Here is a 17101-nt window from a genome sequence, read left to right as displayed (position 1 = left end):
CGGACCGGTCGGGCCCGTAGCGCCGTCCAGACCATTGGCACCCGTCGGACCCGTGGAACCGGTCGCACCCGTCGCACCGTTCAGACCGGCGGCACCCGTCGGACCGGTCGGGCCCGTAGCGCCGTCCAGACCATTGGCACCCGTCGGACCCGTGGAACCGGTCGCACCCGTCGCACCGTTCAGACCGGCGGCACCGGTGGCTCCGGTGGCACCGTTCAGACCAGCCGCCCCGGTGGGACCGGTGGCACCGTTCAGACCAGCGGCACCAGTGGGCCCCGTCACGCCATTCAAACCGGCGGCGCCTGTGGCACCAGTTGCACCGGTGGCACCATTCAAACCGGCGGCCCCGGTTGCACCGGTGGCACCATTTAGACCAGCGGCACCAGTGGGCCCCGTCGCACCGTTCAGACCAGCCGCCCCGGTGGGCCCCGTCGCACCGTTCAGACCAGCCGCCCCGGTTGCACCCGTCGCACCGTTCAGACCAGCGGCCCCCGTCGGACCCGTCACGCCGTTCAAACCGGCCGCACCGGTCGGACCGGTCGCGCCGTTCATGCCGTTCGCGCCGGTCGCGCCCGTGGGGCCGGTCGGACCGGTCTGGCCGTCGCAGTACGGGACGCCGGTCGCGGCGACCCAGCGGGCGGTCACCCAGCCGGGGCTGTCCGCCAGTCGGTACCAGACGGTGTTCCCGTCCACCGGAGTGCCCACGTCCCAGCACAGGATGCTGACGCTCGCCCCGAACGGGAACGAGCCCAGGACCGCCGAGTCGGTCGAGGGCTGCTGCCGGACGTTCACGCCCGTGTTCGCGGTCACCGTCCCCGTGACCGCGGCACGAAGACGCTGCTGATGTCTCTTCACCCCCGCTCCCTTGGCGAACCGCGCCGCCTGCGAGGCGGCGGCCTGGGCGTTCGCCCGGCCTTCCGCCGACTGCGCCTGTGCGGCGACGGGGCCGCACAGGCCCCAGGTAAGGCCGAGGCTCACGGCCCCGAGTGCCAGCGACGAGACGCCTCTGGCCTTGACAGCCCCATGCACCAAAACCCACCGTGCCTTTCCTGACGAAGTGTGAGGGATGAGGTGCGGACAGCAAACGTCACATTTCGTCAGAAACATAAGAAAACTTGGCCATAGTGACTCAAAAGCGGCATATCGATCGCCCGGGAAGCTCGCAAATAGTCAGCTAATAAGCCCACACGGAACCGCTCGCGCCGAGGAGCCGCGGCACGAGGGCGCTGCCGAGCGGGACGTACAGCAACTGGTGGAACCGGCGGCCCAGTTCGGGGCAGGGACGGCCGGCCGGGACCGCCGTCTCCATCCGGACATCCCCCCTCCCATCTCCCGGTGCCCCCAGCGTCAACTCCCGCCATTCGCTGCATCATTGGTGCTGCCTCCGGCGGCTACGCCATTCGTGTGCGATCCCTTGACCGACCCCACGGGCCCTCCTATGGTCACGCTGACCGGCCGGACGTAGGACGTCATATCTCCTCAGCCGTATCCCTCCACCCTCTTGCCACCTTCTTGGCGAACACCGTTCCGGACTCCTGGAGGAAACCGTGCGCGACGACATGCCCCACGAGGGGCCGGCACCGCACCGCCGGTCGTTCCTGAAGTACGGCGGCGCGCTGGGTGCGGCCGCCGCGCTGTTCCCGTCGCTCGCGGCCTGCTCGTCCGGGCCCGAGTCGACGAACGACACCGGCGGGGGCGGCCAGGACCGCACGCTGACCGCGGTGATCGGCTACGGCAACGACGGCAGCTGGGACCCGACGCAGACGGCGTCCGCGTTCTGCATGGCCGCCAACAACCACATCTACGAGGGCCTGCTGGACACCGACCCGATCTCCCGGGACCCGTACCCCGCGCTGGCCACCCGGGTGCCTGCCGATCCGAACGCCACCACGTGGCGGTTCACGCTGCGGCCGGGCGCCCGGTTCCACGACGGGAAGCCGGTGACGGCCGACGACGTGGTGTTCGTCTTCGACCGGATCCTGGACCCGGGCACCCAGACCCTCGCCAAGGGCTTCTTCGAGAGCTGGCTGGAGGAGGTCCGCGAGGTCGACGCGCGGAACGTCGAGCTGGTCCTCAAGTTCCCTTTCCCGGACGGGCTCTCCCGGCTCACCCTCGCCAAGATCATGCCGAGGCACGTCTTCTCGCGGCCCGGGGCGTGGGACGACGCGATCAGGGGGAAGGCGATCGGCTCGGGGCCGTACCGGCAGACCGCGCACCACCCGAAGTCGAACACCACCTTCGAGGCGTACGCCGGCTACAACGGTCCGCGCAGGCCCGCGTTCCGGAAGATGAACTGGCTGACCATCGTCGACGCCGCCCCGCGCGTGGCGAAGATCTCCGGAGTCGACGCCGGGGCGCAGATCGCCGACAACATCCCGTACGCCACCCTCTCCCGGCTGGAGCGGGGCGGGCTGAGCGTCGCGGGCGGGGCCGGGATGAACAACCTGTTCCTGATGTTCAACACCGCGCACAAGCCGTTCGACGACGTACGGGTCCGGCAGGCGCTGCACTACGCCATCGACACCCGGAAGATGGTCGAGGTCGCGCTGAAGGGGCACGGGAAGCCGTCGTCGTCCTTCCTCAACGAGGGCAACCCCTCCTACCGGCGGGCGAAGACGGTGTACGACCACGACCCGGCCAAGGCGAAGGCGCTGCTGACGGCGGCCGGGGTGCAGAACCTGAAGATCGACATCCTCGCGGTGAACGTCAGCTGGATCGTGGACTGTCTGCCGACCATCAAGGCGTCCTGGGACGCGATCGGCGTGGAGACGACGCTGTCCCCGCAGGAGACCACGGCCGTGTTCACCAAGCTGGACCAGAAGCAGGACTACCAGGTCGTCGCCGCCGCCTCGAACCCGAACCAGTTCGGCCTCGACGCCGACCTGATCATGCACTACAACTACGGGCCGGCCAACCTGTGGATGCGGTACGCCCGGTGGGCCGACGACCCGGTGGCCGGGCAGCTGTTCAAGGACATGGACCGGGCGACCCGGGAGCCGGACCCGGACCGGAAGACGGCGATGGTCCAGGACTACATCGATGTCGTCGCCGAGCAGGCCGTGCTCTATCCGGTCGTGCACAACGAGCTGATGACCGCCTGGGACCCGAAGCGGCTCACCGGCATAAGGGCACAGCCGTATCCCGGCATCAACCTCCTCCAGGCCAAGTGGGTCTGACGGCATGACGGCCGTCGTCCGCATCCTGCTGCACCGCATCGCGCTGCTGGTGCCGCTGCTGCTCGGCATCGTGCTCTTCGTGTTCCTGGTGATGCGGTTCTCCGACGTCGACCCGGCGTCCGCGTTCTTCCAGGGGGCCAACCCGACACCCGGGCAGCTGCACGACTTCCGGGAACGCAACGGACTGCTGGACCCGCTCCCGGTGCGCTACGTCCACTTCGTCGGCGACCTGCTCCACGGCGACCTGGGCACCAGCGCGCTGACCCGGACGCCGGTCGTCGACCAGGTCACCACCGCACTGCCGCTCACCCTCCAGCTGACCTTCCTCGGCCTCGGCCTCGCGGTGGTGCTGGCGCTGGCCGGCGGGGTCACGGCCGCGATCCACCGGGACCGGCTGCCCGACCAGATCATCCGGGTCCTCTCGCTGACCGGGGTCGCGGCGCCCGGGTTCTGGCTCGCGCTGCTGATGATCCAGTACCTGGCGGTGGACCGGGGCTGGTTCCCGACCGGCGGCTACGTCAACCCGGCGGACTCCCTCACCGGCTGGCTGCGCACGATGACGCTGCCCGCGGTCGCGCTGTCGCTGCCAGTGGCCGCGCAGCTCACCCGGATCGTGCGGACGGCCGTGGTGGAGGAACTGGACAAGGACTATGTGCGGACGGCGATCGGCAGCGGGCTGCCGCCCCGGGTGGTGGTCGGCCGGAACGTGCTGCGCAACGCCCTGGTCAACCCGCTGACCGTGCTCGGGCTGCGGGTCGGCTATCTGCTGGGCGGCGCGGTGGTCATCGAGACGATCTTCTCGCTGCCCGGCATGGGCAAGCTGATGATCGACGCGGTGCAGAACGGCGACCCGGCGGTGGTCCAGGGGGTGGTGCTGACGACGGCCGCCGGGTTCGTGGTGGTCAACCTGGTCATCGACGTCCTCTACCTGCTCGTCAACCCGCGACTGAGGGATGCGGCCTGATGCTCACGCGCAAGAGGCTCACCGAGCGGCTCGCCCGGCCCGGCGTCCGGCTGCGTGGCCCGCGCCGGCTGCCGGCCCTGTCGAAGGCGGCCGTCTGCTTCCTGGCCGTCGTCGTCCTCGCGGCCCTGCTGGCGCCGCTCCTCGCCCCCGACGACCCACTGGACCAGCGGGCACCGGTCGGCGGCACCGGGCATCCCTCCGCCGGGCACTGGATGGGCCAGGACAGCCTCGGCCGGGACATCCTGAGCCGGCTGATGTACGGCGCGCGCTGGTCCCTCGCCATCGGACTCGGCGCCACCGCGCTCGCCCTCGTCGTGGGCGCGCTGCTCGGGGCGCTCGCGGCCACCTCCCGCAAGGCGGTGGACGAGACGCTGATGCGCTGCCTCGACGTGGTGATGGCCTTTCCCGGCATCGCGCTGGCCGCGGTGCTCGTCGCCGTGTTCGGCGGTGGCATCCTGGTACTGATCTGCGCGATCGCGTTCCTGTTCACCCCGCCGGTGGCCCGGGTGGTGCGGGCGAACGTCCTCGATCAGTACGGCGAGGACTATGTGACGGCGGAACGGGTCATCGGTGCCCGCACGCCGCACATCGTCCTGCGGCACGTCGCCGTCAACTGCGCCGCCCCGGTGCTGGTGTTCTGCACCGTCCAGGTCGCCGAGGCGATCGTCTTCGAGGCGTCGCTGTCGTTCATCGGCGCGGGCGTGCGGCCGCCGGACCCGTCGTGGGGCAGCGTCATCGCGGACGGCAAGAACATGGTGCTGACCGGCGGCTGGTGGGCGACCGTCTTCCCCGGGCTGCTGATGCTGGTCACCGTGCTGTCCCTGAACGTCCTCGCCGAGGGCGTCTCGGACGCCTGGGCGGCTCCCCCGGCCCGGGAGGTGGACCTGCGGGGGCACGACGACCGGCTGGAGGCACCGGAGCCCGGCGGCGAGGTGCTGCCGCTGCCCGGACTGGCCGATGCCGCCCGGCGGTTGCGGGCCCGGGCGCGTCCGCTGCCCGACCCGGGCGGGCAGCCGGTGCTCGCGGTGGAGAACCTGGCCATCGGGTTCCCGGACCGGCACGGGGGTGTCGACGTGGTCAACGGGATCAGCTTCGACGTGCGGCCCGGCGAGATCCTGGGACTGGTCGGCGAGTCGGGCTGCGGCAAGTCGCTCACCGCGCTCGCGATCATGGGGTTGCCGCCCAGGGGTGCCCGGGTCGCCGGCCGGATCCGGTTCGACCGGCGGGAGCTGCTCGCCGAGCCGACGCGCGTCCGGCGCAGGCTGCTCGGCCACGAGATGGCGATGGTCTACCAGGACGCGCTGTCCTCGCTGAACCCGGCGATGACTATCCGCGCCCAGCTGAAGCAGCTGGTGCGGCGCGGCGGGCGGCACGGCGCCGCCGAGCTGCTGACCCTGGTCGGCCTCGACCCGGAGCGCACCCTGCGCAGCTACCCGCACGAACTCTCCGGCGGTCAGCGCCAGCGCGTCCTGATCGCCATGGCGCTGTCCCGTGATCCGAAGCTGATCGTCGCCGACGAGCCGACGACCGCGCTGGATGTGACCGTGCAGGCGCAGATCATGGAGCTGCTGCTGCGGCTGCGGGCGGAGCTGGGTTTCGCGCTGATCCTGGTCTCGCACGACCTGGCGCTGGTCGCGGACGTCACCGACCGGGTGGTGGTGATGTACGGCGGGCAGATCGTGGAGACCGGCGTGACCGCGGACCTGGTGGCGGCGCCGGCCCACCCCTACACGCGCGGGCTGCTGGGCAGCGTGCTGTCGCTGGAGTCGGCGGCCGAGCGGCTGACCCAGATCAGCGGGGTCGTCCCGGCACCGGCCGACTTCCCGGCGGGCTGCCGGTTCACGGACCGCTGCCCGCGGGCGAGCGGGCGGTGCCGGACGACGGCACCGGATCCGCGGGGCACGCCCACGCACACCGCCGCCTGCCACCACCCCGCCATCGACCTCGTCACGACCGAAAGCGAGGCGGTCACGTGAACGCGGCAAGCGCTCCGCTGGATGTGCCGCGCTCTGCCGTCGGTTGCCTGCGGCGCCGTCGTGGCTGGTCGCGGAGTTCCCCGCGCCCCTTCGGGGGACCTCGCCCGGCAGCGACCCCGCAACGCCGAACCACCACACCGAACCCCACCAAGCGCTCTGCCGTCGGTTGCCTGCGGCGCCGTCGTGGCTGGTCGCGCAGTTCCCCGCGCCCCTTCGGGGCACCTCGCCCGGCAGCGACCCGGCAACGCCGAACCACCGAAAGCGAAACGGTCACGTGAACCCACTCGTCGCACTGCACAACACCCACGTCATCCACCGAGCCCGCGCCGGCGGCCTCCTCACCCGCGACCGCGTCCACGCACTCACCGCAGCCGACCTCACCGTCGCCCCCGGCGAAACCGTCGGTGTGGTCGGCGAATCGGGCTGCGGCAAGTCGACGCTGGCGAAGGTCCTCGTGGGGGTGGCGCGGCCGACCTCGGGCACCGTGTCCTTCAAGGGCCGTGACCTGTGGTCCATGCCGGCCGCCGAACGCCGGGCCACGGTGGGCGCGAGCACCGGAATGGTGTTCCAGGACCCGTCGACCGCCCTGAACCGGCGGCTGCCGGTGCGGCGCATCCTGCGGGATCCGCTGGACGTGCACGCCCGCGGCTCCAGGGCCGGACGCGAGGAGCGGGTGCGCGAGCTGATGGCCCTGGTGGGTCTCCCCCGGGCCCTCGGCGACGCCCTGCCCGGCCAGCTCTCCGGCGGCCAGCGGCAGCGAGTCGCCATCGCCCGCGCGCTGGCCCTCGACCCGGACCTGGTGGTCGCCGACGAGCCGACGAGCGCGCTGGACGTGTCCGTACGCGCGCAGATCCTCAATCTGCTGCTGGACCTGCGGGAGCGGCTGGGTCTCGCGCTGGTCTTCGTCTCCCACGACATCCAGACGGTGCGGCGGATGAGCGACCGGGTGATCACCATGTACCTCGGCCGGATCGTCGAGGAGTGCCCGGCGGACCGGGTCACCGACCGGGCCCGGCACCCGTACACGCGGGCCCTGTTCTCCGCGACGCCCGGTCTGCTCGACCCGATCGACCCGATTCCGCTGGCCGGCCCGGTGCCGTCGGCGACCCGGCCGCCGAACGGCTGCCCGTTCCGTACCCGCTGCTGGCGGGCGGACGACCGCTGCGCGGCGGTCATGCCGGACTTTTCGGCCGCGTCGCACACGGCACATCGCTACCGTTGTCATCATCCTGTGGAGGAGGACCAGTCGACCCAAGACCTCGTGCGCCAGAGTCTTCCCAGGGAGCCGCCATGACCTTCCCCGCCCCGAACGGCCCGACCGGGGTGTCCGGTGTCGTACCGCCCGTGTGCACTCCCCTGACACCGCAGGGCGAGGTCGACGTCCCCTCGCTCCTCCGGCTCGTCGACCATCTGGTGGAGGCGGGCGTGCACGGCCTGTTCGTGCTCGGTTCGACCTCGGAGGCCGCGTACCTCACCGACCGGCAGCGGCGGCAGGTGGTGCAGGAGGTCACGGGGCATGTGGCGGGCCGGCTGCCCGTGCTGGCCGGGGCGATCGACATGACGACGCCCCGGGTGCTCGACCATGTCGCGGCGGTGACGGCGGCGGGCGCCGACGCGGTCGTCGTCACCGCACCGTTCTACGCCCGCACCCACCCCGCGGAGATCGCCCGCCACTTCCGGCTGGTCGCACAGCGCAGCACCGTTCCGGTCATCGCCTACGACATCCCGGTCGCCGTGCACTCCAAGCTGCCCGCAGGACTGGTGCTGGAGCTGGCCCGGGACGGGGTGCTGGCCGGGCTGAAGGACTCCAGCGGTGACCTGGGCGGCTTCCGCGAGGTCGTGACGGGCGCGCGGGGCCTGGCCGGCCGTGCGGGGTTCGCCGTGCTCACCGGTTCCGAGGTGGTCGTGGACGCGGCGCTCGCGCTGGGCGCCGACGGGGCCGTGCCCGGCCTGGCCAACGTCGACCCGCATGGCTACGTCCGCCTGTACCGGCTGTGCCGGGCCGGCGACTGGGCGGGCGCCCGAACCGAACAAGAGCGGCTGTGCGCCCTGTTCGGCATGGTCGGCGTCGGCGATCCGGCACGGATGGGCGGCGGTTCGTCGGCGATCGGCGCATTCAAGGCGGCCCTGCACCTGCGCGGAATCATCACGACGCCGACAACGGCGACCCCCCAGACCCCCCTGTCCCCATCAGAAACAGAACAGGTAGGCAAATACCTGGCAGCAGCAGGCCTGCTCTGAGAACACCCCGAACTCGGAGCGCGCCCCGGCCCCAACGCACCCGCAGCCGAAGAAACCCCGCCCACGCCTAGCGCAAGCGCACAGCACGGAACTCGATCCGGTCGTAAGCGGAAGCGGTCCCCGTCTCGTAGAGGACACCCACCGTGCCGGCGTCAAGCTGGACAAGGTCGGAGTACCCGGCCTTGTCCCGGGAAAGCGTCCGCGCCTTGGTGAAGGTCACCCCGAGATCCGTACTGCGCCACACGCCCATCACCGCGCGAGCGGTAGGCACGGACGGCGCGGAGAACAGCAGCGGGGCGTGCCGGCCGCGCAGTTGCAGGACGGATCCCTCGACAACGGGGACGTCGTTCAGGGTGCGCTGGACGGCGTAGGGCCGGTCGAGGCTCCCGCCGCCGTCGCTTGAGTAGCTGTCGAGGCGGTTGCCTGGGCTGCTGCCCTTCTGGTCACGGGAGCTGAAGTAGAGCCGCCCGTCGGGGAGTTGCGCGGCCGTCGACTCGTTCGAGTTGGTCCGGCCGTCGTAGGAGTCGTCGACGAAGCCCAGCCGCCAGGTGTGTCCGCCGTCGTCGCTGTAGAACGCGTGGCCGCCGTAGTACTTGGCCTCCTGGCCGGTGTCGGTGGATCCGGGCGGCGGGGCCGCGGAGTGGTTGGCGGGGACGACCAGCCGGCCCGCGTGCGGGCCGCGCGTCAGGGCCACGGCGTGGCCGGGCCCGGTGGCGTACCAGCGCCAGCCGGCCGGCTTCACATCGGCGGTGATCTCCTGAGGCGGCGAGAAGTGCCGGCCGTCGTCGTGGCTGCGCTGCACGAAGATGCGGCGGCCCTGCTCCGGGGTCACCTCGCCCCGTATGATCTGCGCCTCGGTGACGGCGCCGCTGTTGTACGAGGTGACCAGCACGATCGCGCCGGTGTCCGGGTCGACCACCGGGGCCGGGTTGCCCCGGGTGTCGCCGTGCCCCGCGGCGACCTCGGAGAGCGGTCCCCAGGTGCAGCCGCCGTCGGTGGAGCGGCGCACGACGACGTCGATGGCGCCGCTGTCGCCCACCCCGTCGTGCCGGCCCTCGGCGAATGCGAGCACGGTACCCGCGCGGGTCCTGACGGCGGCCGGGATGCGGTAGGTGTCGTAGCCGCCGCGGCCCGACACGTACGGCACGGAGGAGGCGCAGCCGGGGCCGGGTCTGGCGAGGGCGGGCGGGGTGGCCGCGGCGGCGAGCACCGCGGCGGCGAGGAGGATACGGCTCAGGAGAGTCATCGCCCTCATTATGGGATTCCGGCACTCCCTGCGGAGCCGATGTCCGGATGCGGTCCCCGGGCTTCCGGCGCGGCGGGCGGGGCGCGCCGCGCGGAAGGGCGGGTCCGGGGGTACTACGCCGGGTGACGGCGGGGCCGGGTTACGTCCCGGGGAGTAACCCGGGAAGGTGCTCCGAAGCCGTCACGAGGGCATGCGGGCCGCTGCCAGCAGGCGGGTCACATCGTCGGAGCAGATCGTCAGGGCCGCGCCGACGGTGGCGAGGACGTCGCGCTCGGCAGGGGTGTAGGGGCCGTCCGCGAGGGCGATGCGGGCCGCCTGGAGCAGGATGGTCTCCCGGCCGCCGGGGGCGAGGTGCGGGGCGAGCGGGTCCAGGGCCTCGTGCAGCTCTATCGCCAGGCCCGCGCCGGCCGGCTGCTCGAAGACCCGGCCGGTGTCCGCGGCCAGCGCCTCGACCAGCGCGCCGAGCTGGTCCTCGGTGCAGTCGGCGAACCCGGCGGCACGGACCGTGCTGGCGGCGGCGGCCAGGGATGTCCGGGCGCAGGAGCCGCCCGCGGCCAGCACCGCGAGGGCGACGGTGTGCACGGCGTCGCGGAGCATCGCGGAGAAACGCGAGGTGGTCGGGTGGTCCAGCACGTCGGTGCCGTAGTGGTGGCGGCAGGCCGCGCACTCGACGACGGGTCCCGTGGTGCCGCGTGGCAGGACGGGCACGCCGAGGAGGGTGAAGCGGCGGCGGCCGGTGAGCCGCTGGTAGTTGCGGTCGCCCCCGCACCCGGGGCAGAAGAACTCGCCGTCCCCGACGGGTGTCCATGCGGTGCGGGTGCCCATGATGCGGGCAAGCCTGGTGGCACGGCCGAATCGTCCCCGTACTGGCAGCACGTCGCACCTCCGTAACTCCCCCACTGCCTCAAGGGCGTGGGCGGTGCCCCCACGCGGCCCCATCGCCGCGTGTGCGTGATGTTAGCCACATCGGCGATGCGGAGTCAGTACCCCGTACGAGACCCTTCCGTTATCTGCGCGTCAAAGTGGCCGGTAAACGACGTGCGCCCGGCCGTTGCATACAACGGCCGGGCGCAGGAAATCGCCGGTCAGCGGCGTCAGCGGGCCGCTCGGTTCACGGCGGAGACGACGGCCTTCAGCGACGCACGCGTCGTGTTCGCGTCGATTCCGATTCCCCACAGGACCTTGTCGTCGATCGCGCACTCGATGTACGAGGCGGCCTGCGCGGAGGCGCCCTCGCTCATCGTGTGCTCCTGGTAGTCGAGCAGGCGTACGTCGACGCCGATGGAGTGCAGCGCGTCGAAGAAGGCCGAGATCGGACCGTTGCCGGAGCCGGTCAGCACGGTGTCCTCGCCGTCGACCGTGGCCTCCACGGTGAGCGTGTCCACGCCGTCCGTGTCGGTGGTGGACTGGCCGGTCCTGACCTGGATACGGCCCCAGGGGTTCTCCGGGTTGGGCAGGTACTCGTCGCGGAAGGTGGCCCAGATCTCACCCGGGGTGACCTCGCCGCCCTCGGCGTCCGTCTTCGCCTGGATGATCTTCGAGAACTCGATCTGCATCCGGCGCGGCAGGTCCAGCTTGTGGTCGTTCTTCAGGACGTAGGCGATGCCGCCCTTGCCGGACTGCGAGTTGACGCGGATGACCGCCTCGTAGGAGCGGCCGACGTCCTTGGGGTCGATGGGCAGGTACGGCACGGCCCACTCGATGTCGTCGACGGTGACGCCCTTGGCCTTCGCATCGGCCGCCATGGCGTCGAAGCCCTTCTTGATGGCGTCCTGGTGGGAGCCGGAGAAGGACGTGTAGACCAGGTCGCCCACGTACGGGTGGCGCGGGTGGACCTCCATCTGGTTGCAGTACTCCCACGTGCGACGGATCTCGTCGATGTCGGAGAAGTCGATCTGCGGGTCGACGCCCTGCGAGAACAGGTTCATGCCCAGGGTGACCAGGTCGACGTTGCCGGTGCGCTCCCCCTGCCCGAACAGGCAGCCCTCGATGCGGTCGGCGCCGGCCATCAGCGCCAGCTCGGCGGCGGCGACGGCGGTGCCGCGGTCGTTGTGCGGGTGGACGGACAGGCAGACGTGCTCGCGGCGGGACAGGTTGCGGTGCATCCACTCGAAGCGGTCCGCGTGCGTCGACGGGGTCGAACGCTCCACCGTGGCGGGCAGGTTGAGGATGATCTCGCGGCCGGGGCCGGGCTGCCAGACGTCCATGACCGCCTCGCAGACCTCCAGCGCGAAGTCCAGCTCGGTGTCGGTGAAGATCTCCGGGCTGTACTGGTAGCCGAACTCCGTCTCGGGGCCGAGCAGCTTCTCGGCGTACTCCACCACCAGGCGGGTGCCGTCGACGGCGATCTGCTTGATGTCGTCCTTGGAGCCGCGGAAGACGACCCGGCGGAAGACCGGGGCGGTGGCGTTGTAGAGGTGGACGGTGGCGCGCCTCGCGCCCTTCAGGGACTCCACGGTCCGCTCGATCAGGTCCTCGCGGGCCTGGGTCAGCACGGAGATCGTGACGTCGTCCGGGATCGCGCCCTCTTCCTCGATGATCGAACGCACGAAGTCGAAGTCGGTCTGGCCGGAGGCGGGGAAACCGACCTCGATCTCCTTGTAGCCCATCTTGACCAGCTGGTCGAACATGCGGCGCTTGCGCTCGGGCGACATCGGGTCGATCAGTGCCTGGTTGCCGTCCCGCAGGTCGGTGGAGAGCCAGCGCGGGGCGACGGTGATCCGCTGGTCGGGCCAGGTCCGTTCGGGGATGTCTACCTGCTCGTACCGGCCGTACTTGTGGATCGGCATGGAACTGGGCTGCTGGCGGTTGGCCATGATGGCGTGGGCTCCTCGAAGATGTCCGGTTGTGTCCGGTGTCCGGAAGGACGGCCGACGACGCAACGCCAAGCTCCGCGGGGAGGGAGTCGGCCTCGACTACAGGCCCTCGCCGCGGCAGCTAAGGAGAAGCAGCCCGAAACGCATGATGCTCCGCAGCCTAGCCGAGCCGCGCCGGATGCGCGGGCCCGTATCAGTATGCGGGACCCGGCGAATAAACGGGACAAAACGTTCGCCATACCACTGTGCGTGAGCAACCCGGACCTCTTGTCACGGTATTTCCCTCATCACGGTTGCCGGTAGTGACATTTTGGTCACTCAGTGCAATGGTGCGGTCATGACGACGAACGGGGGCTTCGAGCCCGTCTTCTGCACCATCGTCCCGCCGCACGTCCTCGACCGGCTGGCGCAGCACGAGGACTCCACGCTGTCCGGCCCGGCCCGCCGGACCCTGGAGCGCGACGCCTACGAGCGCACCCACCGCCGGCTGACCACGGTCATCGGGGCACCGGCCGTCGCCCCGCCCGCGGGCGCCGCAGCCGACCGTCCGCAGCGCACCGTCTACGACGCCGAGCACCGGCAGGACCTGCCCGGCACGAAGGTCCGCGAGGAGGGCTCCGAACCCGGCGCCGACGCCACCGTCAACCGCGCCTACGCGGGCCTTGGCGCCACCTTCGAGCTGTATCTCAAGGCGTACGGCCGCGACTCGATCGACGGCTCCGGCCTGCCCCTGGACGCCACCGTGCACTTCGACGAGGGCTACGACAACGCCTTCTGGAACGGCGAGCAGATGGTGTTCGGCGACGGGGACGGCGAGGTCTTCCTCGACTTCACCATCCCGGTGGACGTCATCGGCCACGAGTTGACCCACGGCGTCACCCAGCACACCGCGAACCTCACCTACTTCGGCCAGCCCGGCGCGCTCAACGAGTCCCTCTCCGACGTGTTCGGCTCGCTGATCAAGCAGTACACGCTGGGACAGACCGCCGCCGAGGCGGACTGGCTGATCGGCGCCGGGCTGCTCGCGCCGCGGGTCACCGGCACTGCGCTGCGCTCGATGAAGGCCCCGGGCACGGCGTACGACGACGACGTCCTCGGCAAGGACCCGCAGCCCGCGACCATGGCCGGCTATGTGAAGACCGGCCGCGACAACGGCGGCGTGCACATCAACTCCGGCATCCCCAACCATGCGTTCTACCTGCTGGCCACCGCGCTCGGCGGGCCCGCCTGGGAACGGGCCGGACAGATCTGGTACGACGTGCTGACCGGCGGCGAACTGCCCTCCCAGGCCGGCTTCGAGGACTTCGCGAAGCTGACGGTCGCGGCGGCCCGGGCCCGCTATCGCGAGGGCGAGGAACACCAGGCCGTGACGAAGGCGTGGCAGCAGGTCGGGGTGCGGACGGCCTAGGTCCGTACTACACAGGGACCATGCGGATTCAGGTGAGGCGCACGGGCGGGTTCGCGGGCATCGAGCGGCGCGCCGAGGTGAACACCTCGGGGCGGCCCGACGCGCCCGAGTGGCGGTCCCTGGCCGAGCGGGCGGTCGCCGCCGGCCGGGACGTGCCGCCGGCCGGCGTGCCGGACGGCTTCCACTACGAGATCACGGTGGACGGGAGGACGGTCTATGCCACGGATCCGTATCTGACGGAGGAGCAGCGGGTGTTGATCTCGCGGGTTCTCAAAGAAGGAGCGTGAGCGCTCCGCTGGGTCAGCCGGAGGTCGGGCCGTCGTTGTCTGCGGGTGCGTTGGGGGCGGGGGTGCGGGGTGGCTCGGGTCGGTGGTTGTCTGCGGGTGCGTTGTGGTTGGTCGCGCAGTTCCCCGCGCCCCTAACGGGGCTTCTGATGGGGCGTTGACTTTTGTTACTGGGGGTAAGGATGATCCCGCTCATGGTGAGTGATGTGAGCGATCCGATGCCTCGGTTTCCGGGTGGGTTTTTGTGGGGGGTGGCTACCTCGGCGCATCAGGTCGAGGGGGCCGTGGATGCGCGGGAGCGCTCCGTGTGGGATGTGTTCACGGACGAGCCGGGGAGGGTGAAGGACGGCTCCACGGCGGCGGTGGCCTGCGACCACTTCCACCGCTACCGCGAGGACGTGGCGCTGCTGTCCGGCCTGGGCGTGGACGCGTACCGCTTCTCGGTCTCCTGGCCGCGGGTCGACTCCCCCGGCGGCCTGGACTTCTACGACCGCCTCGTGGACGAGCTGTGCGCGGCCGGCGTACGCCCCGTCCCGACCCTCTTCCACTGGGACCTGCCCGCCCGTCTTGACTGGCTGGACCGGGACACCGCGCACCGCTTCGCCGCGTACGTGTCGACGGTAGCCGCCCGGCTCGGCGACCGCGTCACCAAATGGATCACTCTCAACGAGCCCGCCGAACACACCTTGCTGGGCCACGCGTTGGGCACCCACGCCCCCGGCAGACGCCTCCTCTTCGACGCCCTGCCGGTCGCCCACCACCAACTCCTCGCGCACGGCCTCGCGGTACGGGCGCTGCGCGCGGCCGGCGCCGCCGACATCGGCATCGCCAACTCCCACGGCCCGACCTGGCCGGCCTCCGCCGCGCCGGAGGACACCGCGGCGGCCGAGTTCTACGACGTCCTGCTGAACCGCCTGTTCGCCGATCCCCTGCTTCTCGGCCAATACCCGGAGGGCATCGCGGAGTTGATGCCGGGCGACGTCGAGACCGATCTCCAGGTCATCGCCGAGCCGCTCGACTGGTACGGCGTCAACTACTACGCCCCGACCCGGGTGGGCGCCCCGCAGCAGACGGAGTCCGAGTTCGGCGGGGTGTCGATCCCGGCCGAACTCCCCTTCTCTCTCAGGGAGATCGAGGGACACCCGGTGACGGACTTCGGCTGGCCGGTCGTCCCGGAGGGCCTGACCGAGCTGCTGACCGCCTTCCAAGGCCGGTACGGCGACCGGCTCCCGCCGGTGGTGATCACCGAGAACGGCTGCTCGTACGAGGGCATCGACGACCACGAGCGGATCGCCTACCTGGACGGCCACATCAGGGCGCTGCACCGGGCGATCGAAGCGGGCGTGGACGTGTGCGGCTACTTCGTCTGGTCGCTGCTGGACAACTTCGAGTGGGCCGAGGGCTACGCCCGCCGCTTCGGTCTGGTCCACGTCGACCATGCGACGCAGCGCCGGACCCCGAAGGCGTCGTACGACTGGTTCCGGGACGTGCTGCGGGCCCAGAGATGACCCGGCGCGGCGCCGGCGGTCACCCGGCGAGCCCCGACCGTACGGACGCCGCGGCCCGCGCGGGCTCGTCCCCGGCGGCGACGGCGAAGTCCCGCAGCAGGCCGGCGAGGACGTCGTCCGGACCGTAGCGGCCCAGGATGTAACCGGCGCGGGTGAGGTGGGCGAGCCCGTGCATCTGCGCGAACAGCTGGCGTACGAGGAGATCGGCGTCCGCGTCGGTGTGGAACCGGCCGGCGCCGGCGCACCGGCGGATGGCGTCGCGCGGGAAACGCAGCAGGGCGACGCCCATGGACCGGTCCGCCTCGCTGAGTTCGAAGCCGGCGAGCGCCGAGCCGCCGAACAGCACGGCGTACACGTGGGGTTCGGCGCGGGCGAAGTCCTGGTAGGCGCGGCAGAGTCCGGCCAGTTCACGGACGGGGTCGGCGTCGGGTGCGACGGCGGGCGGTACCTCGCGCACCCGGGCGAGGAACCGGTCGACGCCCTCCTTCATGACCTCGCGCACCAGTTCCGGCATGGACCCGAAGTGGGTGTACACGGCCATGGTGGAGGCGCCGACGGCCCGGACGAGCCGCCGTGCGCTGAGCGCGCCGGGTCCTTCCTCGGCGAGGACGCGGGCGGCCTCGTCGAGCAGGCGGCGGCGGAGGGTGGGGCCGCCGCGGTCGGGTTCCGCCGGATCCGGGTTCTGGGTTGACACGAGCCGAGCATAACGCTGTTATAGACATAACAGCGTTATGGACGGGGGTTCGGCGCATGCGCAGGACGGGCACGCGAACGCGACCGGTACGGCTGCCGGAGGCGGCGGGGGACGAGACGGGGACCACGGAGGGCGCGGAGCCCGCGCTGCGGCTCGCGGTGCTCGGGGACTCGGTGGCGGCGGGCGTGGGCGCGCCGAACCACCGGGACGCGCTCACCGGCCAGACGGCACAGGCCCTGACGGCGATGACCGGCCGGGCGGTGTCCTGGCGGGTGACGGCGAAGGCGGGCGCGACGCTCTCGGGGGTGCGGCGCGGTCTGCTGTCGGGTCTGACCGACCCGACGACCCGTTGGCGCCCGCATCTGGTCCTGGTGGTGGCCGGCACCAACGACGCGCTGCGGCTGCGCCGGCCGGGCGCGTTCCGCCGGGACGCCGAGTCCCTGATCCGCGACGTGCGCCTGCGGCTCGGCGAGGACGTCCCGCTGGTCTTCGCGGGCCTCCCGAGGATCGACGGCCTGGCCGCCCTGCCGCGCCGGCGGCGCCTGCCGATGTCGCTCTACGTCCGTGCGCTGGACCACAAACTGAAGACGGCGGCCACGAGGGGAGTCGCCGTCTTCTATCTTCCCTCCGGGGGCCCGCCGGACCTCCCCGGCGACTGGCTGGCCGCCGACCGGTTCCACCCGTCCCCGGCGGGCTACCGCGCCTGGGGCCGGGTCCTCGCCTCCCGCCTGGCCACGCTCACGGAGACGGCCTGCCCGCCGCCCACGGCAGACGCCTGAACGGCGCCG

Annotated in this window: 15 protein-coding genes; 9 read left to right on the top strand and 6 right to left on the bottom strand. The window is 71.7% G+C overall.

Translation table 11 applies throughout. The features are described from left to right. The coding region (locus tag ACFYTE_RS20765) for an SH3 domain-containing protein (RefSeq protein ID WP_388712190.1) at positions 1-978 on the bottom strand (978 nt) is incomplete at its 3' end. A 196-nt stretch (positions 979-1174) separates the two neighbouring features. Next, a complete protein-coding gene (locus ACFYTE_RS20760; protein WP_388712187.1) occupies positions 1175-1309 on the bottom strand; it encodes a hypothetical protein in 135 nt (44 codons plus the stop codon). A 250-nt stretch (positions 1310-1559) separates the two neighbouring features. Here ACFYTE_RS20760 and ACFYTE_RS20755 point away from each other — a divergent pair, with 250 nt between their 5' ends. From ACFYTE_RS20755 to ACFYTE_RS20735, 5 genes are all read left to right on the top strand, one after another. Further along, positions 1560-3176 (top strand): ABC transporter substrate-binding protein, encoded by a 1617-nt coding sequence (locus ACFYTE_RS20755; protein WP_388712295.1) that lies wholly within the window; start codon positions 1560-1562, stop codon positions 3174-3176. Between the two features lie 4 nt (positions 3177-3180). After that, the gene (locus ACFYTE_RS20750; protein ID WP_388712184.1) at positions 3181-4140 is read left to right on the top strand and encodes an ABC transporter permease; all 960 of its coding nucleotides are present in this window, start codon (positions 3181-3183) and stop codon (positions 4138-4140) included. Next, the gene (locus ACFYTE_RS20745; RefSeq protein ID WP_388712181.1) at positions 4140-6116 is read left to right on the top strand and encodes a dipeptide/oligopeptide/nickel ABC transporter permease/ATP-binding protein; all 1977 of its coding nucleotides are present in this window, start codon (positions 4140-4142) and stop codon (positions 6114-6116) included. Before ACFYTE_RS20750 ends, ACFYTE_RS20745 begins: the two co-directional genes overlap by 1 nt. A 274-nt stretch (positions 6117-6390) precedes the next feature. Continuing rightward, entirely contained in the window at positions 6391-7410 is a 1020-nt protein-coding gene (locus tag ACFYTE_RS20740; protein WP_388712178.1) for an oligopeptide/dipeptide ABC transporter ATP-binding protein, read from the top strand. Beyond that, positions 7407-8357: a dihydrodipicolinate synthase family protein gene (locus ACFYTE_RS20735; RefSeq protein WP_388712175.1), complete on the top strand. Its 951-nt coding sequence runs from the start codon at positions 7407-7409 to the stop codon at positions 8355-8357. The genes ACFYTE_RS20740 and ACFYTE_RS20735 overlap by 4 nt, the downstream gene beginning before the upstream one ends. A 67-nt stretch (positions 8358-8424) precedes the next feature. Here the strand turns inward: ACFYTE_RS20735 and ACFYTE_RS20730 are convergent, their stop codons facing one another. From ACFYTE_RS20730 to leuA, 3 genes are all read right to left on the bottom strand, one after another. Further along, positions 8425-9603, bottom strand: a complete 1179-nt coding sequence (locus ACFYTE_RS20730; protein ID WP_388712173.1) for an exo-alpha-sialidase — start codon at positions 9601-9603, stop codon at positions 8425-8427. A gap of 180 nt (positions 9604-9783) precedes the next feature. After that, positions 9784-10479 (bottom strand): TerB family tellurite resistance protein, encoded by a 696-nt coding sequence (locus ACFYTE_RS20725; protein WP_388712170.1) that lies wholly within the window; start codon positions 10477-10479, stop codon positions 9784-9786. A 218-nt stretch (positions 10480-10697) separates the two neighbouring features. Continuing rightward, the gene (leuA, locus tag ACFYTE_RS20720) at positions 10698-12419 is read right to left on the bottom strand and encodes a 2-isopropylmalate synthase (RefSeq protein ID WP_388712167.1); all 1722 of its coding nucleotides are present in this window, start codon (positions 12417-12419) and stop codon (positions 10698-10700) included. 337 nt (positions 12420-12756) lie between these two features. Here leuA and ACFYTE_RS20715 point away from each other — a divergent pair, with 337 nt between their 5' ends. The 3 genes from ACFYTE_RS20715 to ACFYTE_RS20705 all read left to right on the top strand — a co-directional run bounded on the left by ACFYTE_RS20715 (position 12757) and on the right by ACFYTE_RS20705 (position 15619). Then, positions 12757-13827, top strand: coding sequence for a M4 family metallopeptidase (locus ACFYTE_RS20715; protein WP_388712164.1), 1071 nt, complete (start codon positions 12757-12759; stop codon positions 13825-13827). 20 nt (positions 13828-13847) lie between these two features. After that, entirely contained in the window at positions 13848-14114 is a 267-nt protein-coding gene (locus tag ACFYTE_RS20710; protein WP_388712161.1) for a protealysin inhibitor emfourin, read from the top strand. 191 nt (positions 14115-14305) lie between these two features. Continuing rightward, complete coding sequence (locus ACFYTE_RS20705; RefSeq protein ID WP_388712157.1) at positions 14306-15619, top strand: GH1 family beta-glucosidase; 1314 nt, start codon at positions 14306-14308, stop codon at positions 15617-15619. A gap of 19 nt (positions 15620-15638) precedes the next feature. Here ACFYTE_RS20705 and ACFYTE_RS20700 read toward each other — a convergent pair whose 3' ends face one another. Continuing rightward, positions 15639-16313: a TetR/AcrR family transcriptional regulator gene (locus tag ACFYTE_RS20700; RefSeq protein WP_388712154.1), complete on the bottom strand. Its 675-nt coding sequence runs from the start codon at positions 16311-16313 to the stop codon at positions 15639-15641. A gap of 56 nt (positions 16314-16369) precedes the next feature. Between ACFYTE_RS20700 and ACFYTE_RS20695 the strand changes: the two genes are divergently transcribed. Further along, positions 16370-17092, top strand: a complete 723-nt coding sequence (locus ACFYTE_RS20695; RefSeq protein ID WP_388712151.1) for an SGNH/GDSL hydrolase family protein — start codon at positions 16370-16372, stop codon at positions 17090-17092. The last annotated feature ends 9 nt before the right edge of the window (positions 17093-17101 follow it).

Origin of the sequence: Streptomyces sp. NPDC004629, assembly GCF_042873595.1 — a bacterium.
Taxonomy (GTDB): domain Bacteria; phylum Actinomycetota; class Actinomycetes; order Streptomycetales; family Streptomycetaceae; genus Streptomyces.
The sequence above is the reverse complement of the archived record's forward strand: the minus strand, read 5'-3'. Positions and strand labels throughout refer to the sequence as shown.

Bases quoted from the DNA above. Each gene is read 5' to 3' on its own strand.
- ACFYTE_RS20760 (WP_388712187.1), bottom strand. From the start codon at position 1,309: ATGGAGACGGCGGTCCCGGCCGGCCGTCCCTGCCCCGAACTGGGCCGC.
- ACFYTE_RS20755 (WP_388712295.1), top strand. From the start codon at position 1,560: ATGCCCCACGAGGGGCCGGCACCGCACCGCCGGTCGTTCCTGAAGTAC.
- ACFYTE_RS20750 (WP_388712184.1), top strand. From the start codon at position 3,181: ATGACGGCCGTCGTCCGCATCCTGCTGCACCGCATCGCGCTGCTGGTG.
- ACFYTE_RS20745 (WP_388712181.1), top strand. From the start codon at position 4,140: ATGCTCACGCGCAAGAGGCTCACCGAGCGGCTCGCCCGGCCCGGCGTC.
- ACFYTE_RS20735 (WP_388712175.1), top strand. From the start codon at position 7,407: ATGACCTTCCCCGCCCCGAACGGCCCGACCGGGGTGTCCGGTGTCGTA.
- ACFYTE_RS20730 (WP_388712173.1), bottom strand. From the start codon at position 9,603: ATGACTCTCCTGAGCCGTATCCTCCTCGCCGCCGCGGTGCTCGCCGCC.
- leuA (WP_388712167.1), bottom strand. From the start codon at position 12,419: ATGGCCAACCGCCAGCAGCCCAGTTCCATGCCGATCCACAAGTACGGC.
- ACFYTE_RS20715 (WP_388712164.1), top strand. From the start codon at position 12,757: ATGACGACGAACGGGGGCTTCGAGCCCGTCTTCTGCACCATCGTCCCG.
- ACFYTE_RS20710 (WP_388712161.1), top strand. From the start codon at position 13,848: ATGCGGATTCAGGTGAGGCGCACGGGCGGGTTCGCGGGCATCGAGCGG.
- ACFYTE_RS20705 (WP_388712157.1), top strand. From the start codon at position 14,306: ATGGTGAGTGATGTGAGCGATCCGATGCCTCGGTTTCCGGGTGGGTTT.
- ACFYTE_RS20695 (WP_388712151.1), top strand. From the start codon at position 16,370: ATGCGCAGGACGGGCACGCGAACGCGACCGGTACGGCTGCCGGAGGCG.